The 15,186-nt window shown below is 36.6% G+C and carries 18 protein-coding genes; all 18 read right to left on the bottom strand.

Annotated features, from left to right (window positions below):
• Window positions 1-105: 105 nt before the first annotated feature.
• Window positions 106-1,965 carry a M1 family metallopeptidase gene (locus ABIB40_RS16215; protein WP_354360437.1) on the bottom strand — a complete coding sequence of 620 codons (1,860 nt, stop codon included), beginning with the start codon at window positions 1,963-1,965 and terminating at the stop codon, window positions 106-108.
• 43 nt (window positions 1,966-2,008) lie between these two features.
• Window positions 2,009-2,977 carry an exonuclease domain-containing protein gene (locus tag ABIB40_RS16210; protein ID WP_354360436.1) on the bottom strand — a complete coding sequence of 323 codons (969 nt, stop codon included), beginning with the start codon at window positions 2,975-2,977 and terminating at the stop codon, window positions 2,009-2,011.
• Between the two features lie 169 nt (window positions 2,978-3,146).
• Window positions 3,147-4,262 (bottom strand): UDP-galactopyranose mutase, encoded by a 1,116-nt coding sequence (gene glf / locus ABIB40_RS16205; RefSeq protein ID WP_354360435.1) that lies wholly within the window; start codon window positions 4,260-4,262, stop codon window positions 3,147-3,149.
• Between the two features lie 27 nt (window positions 4,263-4,289).
• Complete coding sequence (locus tag ABIB40_RS16200; RefSeq protein ID WP_354360434.1) at window positions 4,290-4,931, bottom strand: hypothetical protein; 642 nt, start codon at window positions 4,929-4,931, stop codon at window positions 4,290-4,292.
• A gap of 97 nt (window positions 4,932-5,028) precedes the next feature.
• Entirely contained in the window at window positions 5,029-5,634 is a 606-nt protein-coding gene (locus tag ABIB40_RS16195; RefSeq protein ID WP_354360433.1) for a hypothetical protein, read from the bottom strand.
• A gap of 11 nt (window positions 5,635-5,645) precedes the next feature.
• Window positions 5,646-6,506: a hypothetical protein gene (locus tag ABIB40_RS16190; RefSeq protein WP_354360432.1), complete on the bottom strand. Its 861-nt coding sequence runs from the start codon at window positions 6,504-6,506 to the stop codon at window positions 5,646-5,648.
• Window positions 6,507-6,581: 75 nt separating this feature from the next.
• Window positions 6,582-7,250, bottom strand: a complete 669-nt coding sequence (locus ABIB40_RS16185) for a glycosyltransferase (protein WP_354360431.1) — start codon at window positions 7,248-7,250, stop codon at window positions 6,582-6,584.
• Between the two features lie 233 nt (window positions 7,251-7,483).
• On the bottom strand, window positions 7,484-8,377 hold the full coding sequence (locus ABIB40_RS16180) for a glycosyltransferase family 2 protein (RefSeq protein WP_354360430.1): 894 nt from the start codon (window positions 8,375-8,377) through the stop codon (window positions 7,484-7,486).
• Window positions 8,378-8,695: 318 nt separating this feature from the next.
• Window positions 8,696-8,827 (bottom strand): hypothetical protein, encoded by a 132-nt coding sequence (locus tag ABIB40_RS16175; RefSeq protein ID WP_354360429.1) that lies wholly within the window; start codon window positions 8,825-8,827, stop codon window positions 8,696-8,698.
• Window positions 8,817-9,419 carry a hypothetical protein gene (locus ABIB40_RS16170; protein WP_354360428.1) on the bottom strand — a complete coding sequence of 201 codons (603 nt, stop codon included), beginning with the start codon at window positions 9,417-9,419 and terminating at the stop codon, window positions 8,817-8,819. Before ABIB40_RS16170 ends, ABIB40_RS16175 begins: the two co-directional genes overlap by 11 nt.
• A gap of 275 nt (window positions 9,420-9,694) precedes the next feature.
• Window positions 9,695-10,072 (bottom strand): hypothetical protein, encoded by a 378-nt coding sequence (locus ABIB40_RS16165; RefSeq protein ID WP_354360427.1) that lies wholly within the window; start codon window positions 10,070-10,072, stop codon window positions 9,695-9,697.
• A 122-nt stretch (window positions 10,073-10,194) separates the two neighbouring features.
• On the bottom strand, window positions 10,195-10,458 hold the full coding sequence (locus ABIB40_RS16160; protein WP_354360426.1) for a hypothetical protein: 264 nt from the start codon (window positions 10,456-10,458) through the stop codon (window positions 10,195-10,197).
• Between the two features lie 229 nt (window positions 10,459-10,687).
• Window positions 10,688-10,984 carry a hypothetical protein gene (locus ABIB40_RS16155; protein ID WP_354360425.1) on the bottom strand — a complete coding sequence of 99 codons (297 nt, stop codon included), beginning with the start codon at window positions 10,982-10,984 and terminating at the stop codon, window positions 10,688-10,690.
• Window positions 10,985-11,031: 47 nt separating this feature from the next.
• On the bottom strand, window positions 11,032-11,427 hold the full coding sequence (locus tag ABIB40_RS16150; RefSeq protein ID WP_354360424.1) for a hypothetical protein: 396 nt from the start codon (window positions 11,425-11,427) through the stop codon (window positions 11,032-11,034).
• Window positions 11,428-11,644: 217 nt separating this feature from the next.
• Window positions 11,645-12,394, bottom strand: a complete 750-nt coding sequence (locus ABIB40_RS16145) for a capsular polysaccharide synthesis protein (RefSeq protein WP_354360423.1) — start codon at window positions 12,392-12,394, stop codon at window positions 11,645-11,647.
• 25 nt (window positions 12,395-12,419) lie between these two features.
• Window positions 12,420-13,313, bottom strand: a complete 894-nt coding sequence (locus ABIB40_RS16140) for a glycosyltransferase family 2 protein (protein WP_354360422.1) — start codon at window positions 13,311-13,313, stop codon at window positions 12,420-12,422.
• Between the two features lie 147 nt (window positions 13,314-13,460).
• The gene (locus tag ABIB40_RS16135) at window positions 13,461-14,195 is read right to left on the bottom strand and encodes a hypothetical protein (protein ID WP_354360421.1); all 735 of its coding nucleotides are present in this window, start codon (window positions 14,193-14,195) and stop codon (window positions 13,461-13,463) included.
• A 5-nt stretch (window positions 14,196-14,200) separates the two neighbouring features.
• Window positions 14,201-14,839 (bottom strand): hypothetical protein, encoded by a 639-nt coding sequence (locus ABIB40_RS16130; RefSeq protein WP_354360420.1) that lies wholly within the window; start codon window positions 14,837-14,839, stop codon window positions 14,201-14,203.
• Window positions 14,840-15,186 lie beyond the last annotated feature (347 nt).

The raw sequence follows: 15,186 nt of genomic DNA, 5'->3' as shown, positions 1-15,186 counted from the left end.
AGGTGGAGAGTAGGTTTAATAAGTAACGAACAAGGATCAAAGACCAGCCACCATTAGCAACTGTGATGATTTCTGACTGCTGACCTCCGACTTCTGAAATTCATCTTACTTTACCGAAAAACTATTGTCGCTTTTGTCTTTATCGGGAACATGTGCGCTTCCTAACACAACCTTTTTAAGCAATTCGGTTGTCTTAACTGTTGCAATCGTTTTCTGTTCATCGTTTTTCCATACGGCAATAGAATAATGTAGCTTTTGCTCCTCGCCATTTTCATACCTTAACGTTAAATCTACAGGCAGGGGTTTAAGGCTTTTATTCTCTATAGTGATTGTATATCCATCGGATGTTTTATCTACAGCCGTAATGGCTATATCGGTTACGCCGCCATAAAAAAACCATCTTTTCCAAAACCAATTTAAATTTTCCCCAGCACCTGTGTTTATGCTGTTAAAAAAATCATAAGGCATTGGGTGCTTGCCATGCCAATTGTTGATGTAATTGTGCAGAGCGAAGTTGAATTTTGTTTCTCCTAAATAGTCCTTTATAAACAAATACGCAAGGCCTGGTTTTGGATAGGTATTTGTAAAAGCAGCGCCGCCAACTAGATCTGGTGTTAATGTCATGATGGGAGTGTCGTTTTTTGAGCCAGAAGATGAAGCGGTTGGCTGAATTCCATATTCATCAACTATGGTAGAATCTATCAAGGGGGAAATTGTCCATTCGCCAATGGTTGCCCAACCTTCATCCATCCATCCATATTTAGTCTCATTGGTGCCCATGTAAAATGGAAACATCGTGTGAAAAATTTCGTGGTCGGTTAACGTGATGGCGTCTGTGCGATTTTGAAGAGGATTATCATTTACCATCATTGGGTATTCCATTTGATCTAAACCATCAAATATGGTTTCGTGTTGATAAGGAAATGGCCATTTCGGAAAAACATAACTCATCGCATGCACGGTTTTTCTGGCAAAATCTATAACCTCGTAAAAGTCTTTGTGCGCCGGATTGAAGGCTGCATCTACTCGTGTTCTTCTCTTGGTTACAGAATCTACGGCTAAACTTGTAGATTTCCAGAGATAATGATCGCTCAGCGCAAACACAAAATCGGTAACATTTTTAGCCTCAAATTTAAATGTGTTCACATCTTTTTGAGTTGTTACCAGATGATTTTTCAATTCATCCTCATTAATCACATTAACTACCGTATCAACACGTGCCGCAAGCTTCATCTTGGTCACAATCTGTGGTTGATAAACTTCTTGAGCGTTTACCAAATCGCCAGTTGCCCAAATCGAAAAATTTTTTGGTACCGTTATTTCACTTTTAAAATTATCGAAATCGTTATAAAATTCTTCTGCGCCATTGTATGGATATTTGTTCCAACCATCAACATCATCGTACACAGCAATACGAGGAAAGAAATAAGCGATAAAGTAAGCGCCATCATCCACCTGACCAGTACGGATATGTGAGCCTTTGTTTAACGTGTAGCTGTAGTCTATAGAAAAAGTTAATTTCTTATTTGGAAACAAGGCAGGGACTTTTACCGTCATGTTTGTGCCAGTAATTTGATAAGCACTTACAACCTTATCATTAACGGTAAAATTCTGTATAGCAACGCCCTTACCCAAATCGGCTTCTGCAATTTTAGACTTTCTGGGTGTACCTTTTTTATATAAGTTCGGGTACAACTTAAACCATACTTCTTTTAGGGTATCTGAACTGTTATTTGTATAAGTGATATTTACATGCCCGCTTAAAAGCCTCGTTGCTGGATTAAACTTAACCTTAATGCTATAATCAGAATGGTTCTGCCAATAATTTACCCCCGGCTTGCCAGAAGTATCTCTGGTTTTTTGAAGGTAAGCCCTTTGATAAACAGCATCTATCGGAAGTTTGATTTGGCCATTTACATAACCGAACCAAAAAACACTCAGAATAACGATACGCAAAAATTTCATAGAAGTGCAGATTCTTTAATCTATTAGATTTCCAACAAACCTATTATTTCCCAAATTTCATTTTAAGCTGGTCTAACATGTCGTCATCTATAGGCTTTGCTGGCTGTTTTGCTTTAAATTCTTTACGAGGAGGTTGATTTGTATATGTTTTCTGTTGCGGTGCTTTTTTAACTTCGGGAGCTGGTTTAGCGTTCTTTTCCTCATTTTTCTTTTCGTTGAATTTTGCCCATTCTTCATCCAATTTTTTCTTGGTGTACAACGGGAAATCTCCTTGCTTCATCCAAGCGTAATAACTCGGTTCTGCAGTAAAAACCTGCAAAGCCGTCTTGCCTTTATGTTTTCCAAAATTAAAACACACTTCACCTTTGTCATTATAAACCATTCTCCCTGCAAAATCTACAGGTTTGTGCAAATTGGTAAAGTTGTGTAATTCCTCAACATCGTTAACAACAGGCGTACTTTTTTTGCCGTCTTTAGCTTCAAACTCTGTGCTTTTATACATTTCTAACTGACCAAGCAATACCTGATATGTTGCGCGTACATCAGCCTCTGCCGCGTGGGCATTTACTAAATCATCCTTGCAATAAAACTTATAAGCAGCTTTTAAGGTACGTTGCTCCATTTGATGAAAAATATTTTGAACGTCCACAAACTTTCTTTCGCTCATGTCAAACTCGTATCCGGCTCGTAAAAATTCTTCTAAGAGCATTGGAATATCAAACTTGTTAGAATTGTACCCCGCTAAATCACTATCTCCAAAAAAATCAGCAACCTCTTTAACTAGCATTTTAAAAGTTGGTTCGTTTGCAATATCTTCATCGTAAATGTTATGAATCAAAGAAGTTTCTAAAGGAATCGGGATTTCCGGATTTACACGCCAGGTTTTCAACTCTTCAGATCCATCTGGCATTGCTTTTAAAATGGCAATTTCTACAATTCGGTCTGCGCCAACATTTAGGCCTGTCGCCTCAAGATCGAAAAATGCTAGTGGGCGCTTTAAATTTAGTTTCATGTATATAATAAGTTACTTTCTTAAAAAATGGGTAATCAAAGGTGCTAAAAAAATAATTGCTTTAAAGATAACAGAAATTTTCAAATTGGTTTTATGCTTGTTTGCTTTCTGCCTTGAATAAGACAGCGAAATCAAAATAAGGCATCTTAAACTTTGTAAAATAGCTGGTTTAAAAATTTGATAGTTCTTGCTTAACTTTCTTTAGCGCAGAACCAATAACCTGGTGCATATCGTAATACTGGTATTCTGCCAACCTACCACCAAAAATAAAGTTTGGAAGGTCTTTTGCAAGCGATTGGTACTGCCCGTATCTTTTCATGTTGGCACTATCTTTTATGGGGTAAAAAGGCTCGTTTGCTTTCATACCACTCAATGGAAATTCTTTTGTTATCACTGTGTATTTTTGTTTTCCAAACTCAAAATGCTTATGTTCAATAATTCTTGTAAAGGGAACGCATGCATCACAGTAATTGATTACTGCATTTCCTTGAAAATCATCTATTTGCAGTATTTCCTCCACAAAATTTAAACTTCTGTATTCTAGTTCTCCAAATTTATAATTAAAAAACTCATCAATTTTCCCAGTAAACACAATCTTACGGGCTATCGCGTCAAGTTCTTTTTTATTATAAAAATAATCTATACCTACTTTTGTTTCAACTCCGCCTAACAAACCGCCTATAATTTTATTGTAACCTCCTATCGGGATGCCCTGATATTTATCATTAAAGTAATTGTTATTAAACGTAAATCTAAGCGGCAGCCGTTTTATAATGAAAGCAGGGAGTTCAGTTGCTTTTCTCCCCCATTGCTTTTCTGTATAATGTTTTATCAGCTTTTCATAAATCTCAGGACCTACCATCAATAAAGCCTGCTCTTCTAAATTTTTTGGCTTCGTGATGTTAAGTTGTGAAATTTGATCTGCAATTTTAAGTCGCGCTTCAGTAGGGGTTTTTGTTCCCCAAAGCTTATAGAAGGTATTCATATTAAATGGTAAATTAAAAAGGCTACCATTATAATTTGCTATTGGTGAATTTATATAAGGATGAAATGCTGTAAATTGATTGACGTAGTCCCATATAAATTTATCATCCGTATGGAAAATATGCGCTCCATAAGCATGAACATTTATACCTTCTATGTTTTTACAAAAAACGTTCCCACCTAACTGCCTTCTCTTATCTATAACTAGGCATTTCTTCCCAGCTTTTTTTGCTTCATAAGCAAACACAGCTCCAAATAAACCCGAGCCCACAATTAAGTAATCATATTCGTACACAGCCATATTTACCTCTAACGTGAGAAAGAAAAGCTAAAGTGTTTTTCTGGGATGATGAAGTCCTTTGTGTTTTTTATCGAACGGGCTCACGCCCCTCCATCCAAGAATTCGATTAGCTACGGAATTTGGAACTGGATCAATACCTAACATCGTTGCCACCGTTCCGAGCCTCAGCTCGCTAATTACGTGCATATATTCTGGCTTTAGGATTTCTTTGCAAATCTTTTTGAATGCCTTATTGGCTATTAATATCCCACAGAATGGCACCACTCCTACCGCGTATTTTGCCGCAGCAGGTGGTAATAGCTTTATCGAAGCAAACCAGCACCAAGCATCTCTTTCTGGGTACATTACACTGGGCACAACCAAGTCACAATCCCAAACCCTGCCAAAATACTCGTGTAAATCTATATCGCACCAGCAATCCCATTCTACTAGCAAGTAGCGCTTAGCAGGATGTTTTTTAGAATTCTTAAGATACCATTCATACATTGGAATGTCTGAACAAAGCCATGCTTTCTTTTTATCTTCCAAGTTATCTAATGTATTTATAACTGTGATAACTTCTACATCAGGATTTGACAACTCAAAGGTTCTTTTATTTTCTTCAAAGGCCTTTATTTTCGCAGGATCAACTTCGTTGTACCAACCTATCAACACAATCAGTTCTTTCATTCAATAAATAGATTTTTTTTTTAGATTTAGTCCAATAATGGATTAGCGATTTATTGTTTCTTTTTATAAAAAGTAAACGCTTCTTTTACTGAACATTCTATTCAAATTTCAACATCCCCCTGATTTCTCGGATAACTTTCTCTATATTTTTAACTTTATCCTTGTTGTAGAAATACAACATATTTGCTTCGCCCTGCTTTGCAGAAGCGATATACACGTGCCGATTTTGATGATATTTTCCTCTGAAAACAAATGGACAAATCGCAGTAAACTCTCCAGCTGCACCTGCATTAAACCAATCTTTGGCCTCTGTTGCCGTATAACGTATTAAAGGATAATTAACAGAATCTGCTCCATATTTTACTCTTGCATGTACGTTTTGAATTGGAAAGTAGCTAAGCGGTCTGGAAAATTTTAAATTCACTGAATCACTCCAGTTCTTAGAAATGATATTTAGAAAACATATCGCTATAGAACTATCTTTATTCACAATTGTGTAGGCAACGCTACTATAGGCTGATTCGCTGGTTTTTAGGCAGTAGAGACTGCTTGTAGAATCCAGTTCTGAAAAACCTTTTGGCATCTTAAATTTCAATTCTGCATTTCCGCATAAACCAGAAAAGATTCTGTTATAGACTTGCCCGGTAACGCCGAGCGGAATAACCATCATTAGGGCTAAGAATAATTTTTGTAATTTCCTCATAATATTAAATTTTATAGTGCTATAAAATAACTTGCACCCGCCAGGTCAGCATTAGTCATAGTATTGGATGTTGAACCTGATGTTGGATCAAAGACTTCATAAGTACCTAGTAGTGGGTCAAAACTTTTAATGATGATGGCGTGGACTTCGCCATTTGGACCTTGATTCGGCAGAACGGTGGCTAATTCTTTGCCACTATTTAGCGCACTAACTACACCAGATCCTTGGACGATATTTGCGCTTACCCCAATATTATTTAATAGTCGCGACATGATGCTCCCCGAGGTGTTAACTCCATTAAGGCTACCGGTTGACGAATAACTAAAACCGAATCCACCTGCGCCCGAGGAAAGATTTTTATCTGCAGCTGTCATAAACAAATAAGTATCGAAAAAATCTCTCTGCGTTTTGGTGCTGGTTGGATTTTTTTGGCCATTTACGTAATTCAACAAATTAAATACGCAATTACCCGGGTCAGCGGCATTATATTGTGGGTGTATTCCACTCGCAGTTTTATAATTAGCAGCGGATGTTACAAGCCCCTGCGCAAATTGCATCGCAGCGGAAAGTGTATCCCACGGGTCTCCCACTACGCCACCATTCCCGCCACCTCCGTATCCACTATCACCATAGCCACTGCTACCATAATCGCCGCTACCGTTACTACTAGAACCAAAATAATTAGTTAACCCAAAATCTTCATTGCCAAATCCGTTGGATGAATTATAGGTAGAATAGCCGTTATCAAACATATAATCTACCATGTCTTGCGCGCTATCAAAGCCACCAATAATTTGCCTTAGATTAGCGTGCGAAATAATCTCCATTTCGCTTTCTAGCATTTCAAATGCTAATGTTGTTTTGTTTTTCATAATTTGTTTATTTTTTTTTGTATTGATAGCCAATAATCTATTTAAGCGTTTTTAAAATGTCTTTGGGGCGATACATTACCTATTCGACTCCTTTTTAATCCAACTATGTGTCCAATAATGAATAAGCGGTTGCGTAATTTCTCGCTTAGGTGGGTTTCTTATTTCTTGGTAATCGAAAGCAAAAGCTTCTTTAACAGGTATTTTTTTCATGAACGTATTTGGGTGAAGTTTAAAACTATCGCGCATTCTGAACGGGCCCGAGAACAACGGCGTATCCATACTGTTGCGTTTTCCAGCTGCATAAACATAAGCTATGTCCAATGATAACAGCATCAAGAAATCATCGTTCGGAATGCTGCAAAAAAACTCCGAAGCCAACGTTTGGTTATGAGGGTCGCAAAGCATAAAACCTTTTGGGTATCTATTGCATAGCGCTCTAAACTTTTTAATGTTCAACAATTCAATATCCCAATCTACGTAGTAGCCGCCAAAACTATAGACAATTAGGTAACGCGCAATATCAGCCGCCTCACCGTGGTTTCTGGCGTTTGTAAATGCGGAATAGGCAAAGTCATGTTGCTCAAGCAGGAAATCTGCAATTAGTGCATCGTTCCATATTCTTATTTCGAAACCCTGCTTTTTTAAAGCTTGCCATGAATGCAAACACTTAGCTATTATTGGAATAGCAGGCTGACCAACAATGTGGTGGATGATTTTTGGGATTAGGCTGTTATCTGGCTTCATTGTTTTTATCTAAATTAATTGTGCCGCGGGTTGAAACCCGCAGCTACGAATTCGGCCGAAGCTACGCATCTGCAACTTTTGGCTTTCCCCTCGCACATCAGGCTGACCTCGGAAAGCATCTCACTCGCTAGGACCGCAAACGCAATTACCCCTTTTGTGAGCTGTTTCGCTGCACTCAACAGGACGGGTCACTCGTGGTAAACCCTAAACCTTCCACCCCTCTACCTTCCACCTTATAAATAAATCTTCGCTATAATTTGATGCCTGCATTTTATCAAACCAAAATGATTGTGAAGTGCCTTTACCTTTGGTGCGGCAAAAACCCTATCCAACCATTTATTCAATTCAGAAAGTCTCTTATCGTTATTAAAAAACCTCTTGCCATAACTAAAACAAATGGCAGCATGCAGCATTAATTCTTCCGTGCAATGTTCTATCTCGTACTTATCTAATTCCCTGCTAAGCAATTTAACTACATTAGCTTTCAATTTTTTCTGGTTGCGGTTACAACTGTTATTTGCATACCAACGGTAACTTAAATGAATTCTTGGCAAATTAGCAACCTTTGAAACTTCTGCGATTCTACACCATAAATCATAATCTTCAGTATAAAGAAATTCTTGCTTATACTTTAATTTTCTTACGAGATCAGTTCGCATAGTTACCGTCGGATGTGCAAATTGATTACCAAACAGCAAACCTAATTTAATGTCCTCGTGGTTTGAGGTGGTTTTTAAAGTATTTCTTATTTTTCCATCGACATCCATAATTTGATACCAACTACCAACCATGCCATAATCGGGGTTACTTTCTAAAAAATCTATTTGTTCTTGTAAGCGGTTGCCCAACATTACATCATCTGCATCCATCCGAGCAATGTATTTTCCTTTGGCTAGTTTTATGCCTATGTTTAAGGTTTTTACGATGCCAAAATTTGTTGGGTTTTTGAGGTAAACAATGCGTTCATCCCCTATTGCTTTCAGTATCTCTTCTGTGTTGTCCGTACTTCCATCGTCAATAATTAATAATTCATAATTAGAGTAAAACTGGTTTAAAACACTTTTCACCGTTTCTAAAATGTACTTGGCGCAATTGTATGTTGGGAGGAGAACGGTCGTTTGGGGCATTAGTAATATTATATTTATTTACCGCTTATTCAAAATTAAAATACATTATAATAAGTGTGATTGATTTCCCAACTTAGGTATCCATTCTTCAAGGTACAAAATTTCGATAATATCGAACTTTATGACTCCGATGCCTAAATTATCTGTCACATTAGCCTTTTAATTTTAGCACCTACTATTTTATAAAGTTAACCGAGTAATTTATAATTTTGATATCAATGCCTTCCAAATCCATCGTAAACGTTTCATAACTGCCTTGCTTGGTTCTTTCTAAGCGTACCCAATATTAGTACCTATTCTCATGAGCTAACATTTCAATTAATGGTCTTGCAGTACACAGAAATTAAAGCCACTTTCATCTTTTTTTGTAACGGTGTGCGTGGTACGGCGAACACAACCGCTGGCTACCATTTCCAAAGCAAATATTAGCACAAGATATTTATTTTTCATAGTTTATTTGCGTAAAAGTGGAAGTTTCAACAGCTTTTTCTATGGTTTGGTCGTCCTCGTCGTTAAAATATATCCAGGTGATATAGAAAAGATATTTGCCTCTAAAACAAGCAAGACCTTTCTGGTTGATTGGTGACCCATCCCGATTAAGTTTATAACTGATGAAAGTTTGGCCATCTATGGTTTTTTTACCGTAGGTTTTTATAACCGCAATATTTGCATTCTCTAAAAGCTTGACCTGATAATCCAGGTATTGCTGTGGAGTGTTTACGCCTCCGGATTTTAGATAGGTTCTTGCAATTAAGCCACTTAGCAACATCGGGTATTTTGATTTCGCACTTTTTATAGCAGATAGTAAAAAAATTGTTTCGCCTTCTGCGGATGGAGTATGCAATTTCGTATTTTCATTTTTCAAATCACCGTCTCTTATTACTTCGGGTAATTTTTCCCAGCCTGTTGGAATAATCATTGTCCAGCCAGCCAATTTGGTAGAATATTTTGTGGCCAGGGTGTTAGTATCTAATTGTGCGCTGACGCTTGCTAAGAGCGAGCAATTAAAAACAACCAATAGCAAGAGGTATTTAATTTTCATCTTTTATTATTTTATCATTTCGCCATAACTATCCCAAAATAATTTTAAAGGTAGGTTGGGATTAGAGTGGTGATTTGAGACATTTATTCTAATAATGTCTTAACTAACCATTTACAAAATGGACTACTGTAAATCTTAGCCTAATTATGCTCGACGTAAATTCAAAAGACTCATGCATATTTGACCCTAAACACCTCATCTTTTAGGCTGTAAATTTCATAAAGGAGTAGAATTAACACAACAACTAATGCCTAAACTCAATTTCATTAGATTTTTTAAATGATTAAAACAGATTCATATTGAGACAATGCCTGACCGATTAGATAAAGTTTAGTATCCTCTACATCCAAAACCAAAAACCTTTCAGTCTTAAAAAATTTCTCTTGAAATACTTCCTTCTCTCCAATAGATATTTCAGACAGATTATAGACGCAAGAAGTATGTTCGCTTTTGAAAATACTTTTACAGTCAAAATAACAGTAATTGTCCTTAATCTGGAGGTTGTAAACAATTTGCCCCATAAGTTTCGCTTTTCTAATTAATGGATAAACCATCAAAATAAAATACAAAACCAAACAGCCTGCAAAACTAATCAACCTGCCAGATAAGCTGACACCAAAGTCTTTACTTGGCGAAATGACTACTAGTAACAATAAAAAACATATTAAAGGAAATTTATAAAGCAATTTATTTTTTAAAGAGGCGCCTTCCAAAGCTATCCATCTGAAAAACTCATTATTTCGTATTTTCATGTCTCAAAAAAATAAAAACAATTCTAACGTACTATTTTTAACTGTTCCAAAATTAATTCTGAGTCTTCCCAATAACTATCGATAAAATAATTTCTTATACCACGGTTTGCGAACACAATAAAATTCTGATTTTTAAAATAGTTTGCTTCAGCCTTATTTGCATCTAAAATTTCTATATTTTTAATTAGCAAATTTGGCACATCTAAATCTATCATTTCATTACGTTCAAATCCAAATGAATAAGAATCGCCAACAATATTAATATCGGTCAAAATGTTTCCTAACATTGTAATTGTCCTTTTAAATGGAATAAAAAAGTTAAAGAAAAGAAATCCCGCCCCAAAAAAAACTATAAATAAAGTCAAATAAATATCGGATTCCCTATTTTTAGTTAAATTGATTAAAAATAGACCTACTATCATGATTGGTGAAAAGATGTAAAAGCCTCTTTTAGACTTATTCTTATATTCAGAAATTTTTAATAACCCGTTTTGGGAAATCCGATAGTTCATAAAATTAATGCTGATTCTGCGACACGTGGTAAATCTCCACTCCTGTATTAGCTCCGTCAAGCCCATAATATGCTGCCGTTGCATAATTACCAGCTCCAGCAGCGATCCCCGCATCTGTAAAAAAGCCTGCGAACCCACCGGTAGCGACTGTTGCAAGTGCGTCATTAACAAGCACGCCCCACTTCTCTCCATCCTCTGGACTCACTGCTCTACCTATTAAACCGCCAAGATTTTCAGAACCAGCCCCAGGAGTAATAGCAGAAGCTGCATTTGACCCAAGTCTACCAATACCATCTACCACTAAGAAAAGGCTAGCTCCGCCAGTTTCTGCAGCACCTAATATACCAACTACAATCTCACCTGTGGCAAGAACATACGAAATACGGAGCCGGCTCTTTCTTCGGATTGGCTACTATTACTACCTCCCCCATTACTATCATAACCCCCATTGTCATACCCTCCATTCGAAGAAAACCCAGAGTTGGAGCTATAACCAGTGCCATAATTCATTGCACCAGTAAATGTCGACCCGGAAGATCCAGTTCTTTGACCATAAATATCAACCGTGCCCAAATCTATAGGTGTAGAACCTGTGCCAAAACCAAAGTCGCCACCACTGCTGCTATAACCGTTAGAACTGCTGTAATTTGATATGTTTTCAGCAAGCATATAATCTACCGTATCCTGTGCAGTTCCAGCTCCTCCTTTAATTGCGTCCAACTCATTAGATATTAATAGTGACATCTCTGCTTCTAATTGCTCAAAAGCAAGCACTGATTTTGATAATTTTGGTCATTGCAGGTAATGTAATTTGGTATTGTAAATGTATGAAAAAAGGCAATTCAAAAAAATCCATCAAGTAGAAAAGGTTTCAAATCCAAACGATGCAATTTTGCTGCCGTGGTAAGCTAATATTTGGGTGATTTTTGATCTAGATGAACTTTCTTCATTTATTACCAATTTATAAATTATTCTTTTGATACCTTGTTCTCGCCTTACCCAAAAAAGAATTTTCAGTAGCATCTTCCAACGGCTCTATATTGTTCCACTCCCACATTTTATTCCACAAATGCACAGCGTAAGTATTTTCATCAAAAGTTAAATTATCGAATTGCGAAAGTTGCTCAAAGTTTGTGTAATCATTTGGACAGAAAAACACGGTTGGCTTAACGTATTCTAACAACTTCTGAATTGCTATTTGCTTGTACAAAATTTGGGCACCAATTTCTGTCCAAGTTATTTCTTCATGTTTTTTTGATGCGAACTTTTGTTGTATTTCTTTTAAAACTTCCTCTCCAAATTTACTCTTGGCAGGTAATTTAATTACTGCATTGCATATGCACAAGTGTCTAGCCCCATGTTGAGATATTCCCTCTGTAGCGAATACATAAGGGGCATCGAAATTAAACCGTTTAATACAAAATGTGTCGCAGTCTACCCACCAACCCCCAACTTCATGCAACAATTTTATTCTAAACCAATCAGAAAAGGTTGCGAAAGAGTTTTTTAAATCTAGAAATATTTTATCCTCAGCTATGATGGTGTTCGCATCTTTTACAACAACACCAACTGGCACGTTTTGAAGGTTATTATAGGTATATAGATGGAAAGCTATGCCTTTATCTAAAAATGATTGAATACATAGTAGTTGTAATTCGCCTATTATTGGGCTAATCCATAGACTGTTAACTGTATTATTTATATTCATCATGATAGAATTTTCAATGTAAAATTATCTAATGATAAATTTTCGCTAAAATCTGCTGCCTACATATTAAAATGCCGAGCCGGTTATGCAACACTTTTACTTTCGATGCTGAAAAAACCTTATCTAACCACCTATTTAATTGAGAAAATCTATCTTCACTATTAAAAAACCTTTTTCCATAATTAAAACAAATAGCAGCATGCAACATTAATTCTTCTGTGCTGTGTTCTATCTCGTACTTATCTAATTCCCTGCTAAGCAATTTAACTACATTAGCTTTCAATTCTCTCTGGTTGCGGCTGCAGCTATTATTTGCATACCAACGATAGCTTAAATGAATTTTAGGGAGGTTTGCGAGCTTGGAAACTTCTGCCATCCTACACCATAAATCATAATCTTCAGTATAGAGAAATTCTTGACTATACTTTAATTTTCTCACGAGGTCTGTGCGAATCGTTACCGCAGGGTGTGCAAATTGATTACCAAACAGCAAAGCCAACTTTATATCCTCGTGGGTCAAGGTTGTTTTTAATGTGCTTCTTATTTTTCCACCCACATCCATAATTTGATACCAACTACCAACCATCCCATGTTCGGGATTAACCTCCAAAAAATTAATCTGCTCTTGCAAGCGGTTGCCCAGCATAATGTCATCTGCATCCATGCGGGCAATGTATTTGCCCTTTGCTAGTTTTATGCCTTTGTTTAACGTTTTAACAATGCCAAGGTTTTTTGAGTTTTTTAGATAAACAATACGTTTGTCGCTTATCGACTTTACAATCTCTTCTGTATTATCCGTACTTCCATCATCAATAATTAATAATTCGTAATTAGAGTAAGATTGGTTTAAAACACTTTCTACAGTTTTTAAAATATACTTTGCGCAGTTATATGTTGGGAGGAGAATGGTGGTTTGAGGCATTGGTAATTTAATTTTTTAGTTTTGGCGCAAATCCGAGTGAAAAAATGGGGAGCATAAATTGCTGCCTAACATAATTACAAGTTATATAAAACCAACTAAAAATAGCATTTTTCCGTGTAACTATTTAGCTGCTTAAATAACTGTTGTTTAATTGCCCTGTAAGGCAATAGGTTTCAAATTCTCAATTTGTTCTTTAAACAGGGTATCTTTCTTTCGCTTGCCAAACAACCCTAAAATGATAACCAGGGCTATAACGGATACTGTGGCTGTTTTAGGCTGGTAAATAAAATGCAGCACAATTAGAACAATTGCTAGCATTAACATGGAATAAAGTAGAACTAAACCTCCTTTCGTGGTAAAAAAGCCGGGCTTAAATACAATTTTATCACCATCCGCCCTGCTGAGGTTATATTTGGCAATAGAGGCATAGAATAAGCTAAAGACACTTTCTTCTTTGATTGCAAACTTTTGCTCCTTATCATTAAAAGAAAACTGCTTACTCGATCCATCTCTAAAAGATAATATAAGATAGGTAACATTAGTGACCGAAAAATAACACTTGTAATTATCAATATCATCCCAAAAAATAGTGATCTCGTCTTTTATTAAATCATCATGAGTACTAGACTCAATCATCTTCACTGCATCATTATCAAAATCAAGCGTAATATTTCTAGTAAAGAGAAGTTTGAATTTTTTCTGAAAAAAAAATGGAATAATAATAAGAGCGATCCAACCAATTACAAATATTAAAAAAGCACCAATCTTTACAGCAGCAAACAGTAAAAACAAGGTGCCAAATGCAAAAATTGGGAAACCATATAAAAATGCTTTCCCATTATGGTAGGTAGTTGACTTGTACGTTACTGATTTATTGCCCATTCTAATTAATTTCTGTGCGCAGCCTCGTAAGCCTCATAAGCATCATAACCTAATGTGCCAGCAGCTATGCCAACTCCAACAGTTCCATCATATGCTTCTCCTAGACCGGTAAATTCAGCAGCGCCAGCAAGACCTGCTAATCCCAATGCAATCCAATCAGCTGATGAACCATGCCCTCCGTTTTCAAAACTTTGGTAAATATTGTACCCTGCTGGTAAACCGCCGGCCACCATTCCAATTACAGTTCCGCTGCCAGTAAAAGCCTTGAACGCAGCGCCTTCGATAGCCTCTCCACTTGCCGCGAAATTAAGAGCAGTAGCACCTGCCCCTCCCAGTATATGTGAATCTGCGGCAAGTCCAACAGCCGCTGCTGCATCAACTTCAGAAGAACCAGTTCTTTTACCATAAACATCGACAGTGCCCAAATCTATCGGTGTAGAACCTGTACCAAAACCAAAGTCCCCGCCACTGCTGCTATAACCGTTAGAACTGCTGTAACTGGATATGTTTTCAGCAAGCATATAATCTACCGTATCCTGTGCACTCCCGCCCCCACCAGTTATGGCTTCCAATTCACTACTTATTAACAGGGACATCTCTGCTTCCAATTGCTCAAAAGCTAATACTGATTTTGATCTTCTCATAAAATTTAGGTTTAAGTTAGAAAAAATTATTTTGATGATGTAAAACAAACTAAAAAAATTGAAAAAACAAAATAAAATTTGGTTTTTACAAAAAAAAAAAAACATAATTTGGCAGATATAATTAGCAAGGTAGCTTTGTTGCAGAAAATAAGGGCTAAAAGCCGAAAGACCAAAAAGCGGAAAGCAGAAAGCAGATGTGCAAAGTAAATGCAAACGTAATTGGGTGCTAACCCGTTAAATTTTAAAAATAAAGTAACTATTCAGCTTGTACTAAAAAAGCATAGTTATCAACAATTTCGGTTGTTGGTTTTAGAAAAACAGCTTAATTATGCACGCGTGTTGACTAC

The organism is Pedobacter sp. UYP30, from assembly GCF_040547165.1.
GTDB lineage: Bacteria > Bacteroidota > Bacteroidia > Sphingobacteriales > Sphingobacteriaceae > Pedobacter.
This window is presented reverse-complemented; position numbering and strand designations above follow the sequence as displayed.

Coding starts and splice junctions, on each gene's coding strand:
- ABIB40_RS16215 (WP_354360437.1), bottom strand. CDS start 1,965: ATGAAATTTTTGCGTATCGTTATTCTGAGTGTTTTTTGGTTCGGTTAT.
- ABIB40_RS16210 (WP_354360436.1), bottom strand. CDS start 2,977: ATGAAACTAAATTTAAAGCGCCCACTAGCATTTTTCGATCTTGAGGCG.
- glf (WP_354360435.1), bottom strand. CDS start 4,262: ATGGCTGTGTACGAATATGATTACTTAATTGTGGGCTCGGGTTTATTT.
- ABIB40_RS16200 (WP_354360434.1), bottom strand. CDS start 4,931: ATGAAAGAACTGATTGTGTTGATAGGTTGGTACAACGAAGTTGATCCT.
- ABIB40_RS16195 (WP_354360433.1), bottom strand. CDS start 5,634: ATGAGGAAATTACAAAAATTATTCTTAGCCCTAATGATGGTTATTCCG.
- ABIB40_RS16190 (WP_354360432.1), bottom strand. CDS start 6,506: ATGAAAAACAAAACAACATTAGCATTTGAAATGCTAGAAAGCGAAATG.
- ABIB40_RS16185 (WP_354360431.1), bottom strand. CDS start 7,250: ATGAAGCCAGATAACAGCCTAATCCCAAAAATCATCCACCACATTGTT.
- ABIB40_RS16180 (WP_354360430.1), bottom strand. CDS start 8,377: ATGCCCCAAACGACCGTTCTCCTCCCAACATACAATTGCGCCAAGTAC.
- ABIB40_RS16175 (WP_354360429.1), bottom strand. CDS start 8,827: ATGAAAAATAAATATCTTGTGCTAATATTTGCTTTGGAAATGGTAGCC.
- ABIB40_RS16170 (WP_354360428.1), bottom strand. CDS start 9,419: ATGAAAATTAAATACCTCTTGCTATTGGTTGTTTTTAATTGCTCGCTC.
- ABIB40_RS16160 (WP_354360426.1), bottom strand. CDS start 10,458: ATGTTAGGAAACATTTTGACCGATATTAATATTGTTGGCGATTCTTAT.
- ABIB40_RS16150 (WP_354360424.1), bottom strand. CDS start 11,427: ATGTCACTATTAATATCTAATGAGTTGGACGCAATTAAAGGAGGAGCT.
- ABIB40_RS16145 (WP_354360423.1), bottom strand. CDS start 12,394: ATGATGAATATAAATAATACAGTTAACAGTCTATGGATTAGCCCAATA.
- ABIB40_RS16140 (WP_354360422.1), bottom strand. CDS start 13,313: ATGCCTCAAACCACCATTCTCCTCCCAACATATAACTGCGCAAAGTAT.
- ABIB40_RS16135 (WP_354360421.1), bottom strand. CDS start 14,195: ATGGGCAATAAATCAGTAACGTACAAGTCAACTACCTACCATAATGGG.
- ABIB40_RS16130 (WP_354360420.1), bottom strand. CDS start 14,839: ATGAGAAGATCAAAATCAGTATTAGCTTTTGAGCAATTGGAAGCAGAG.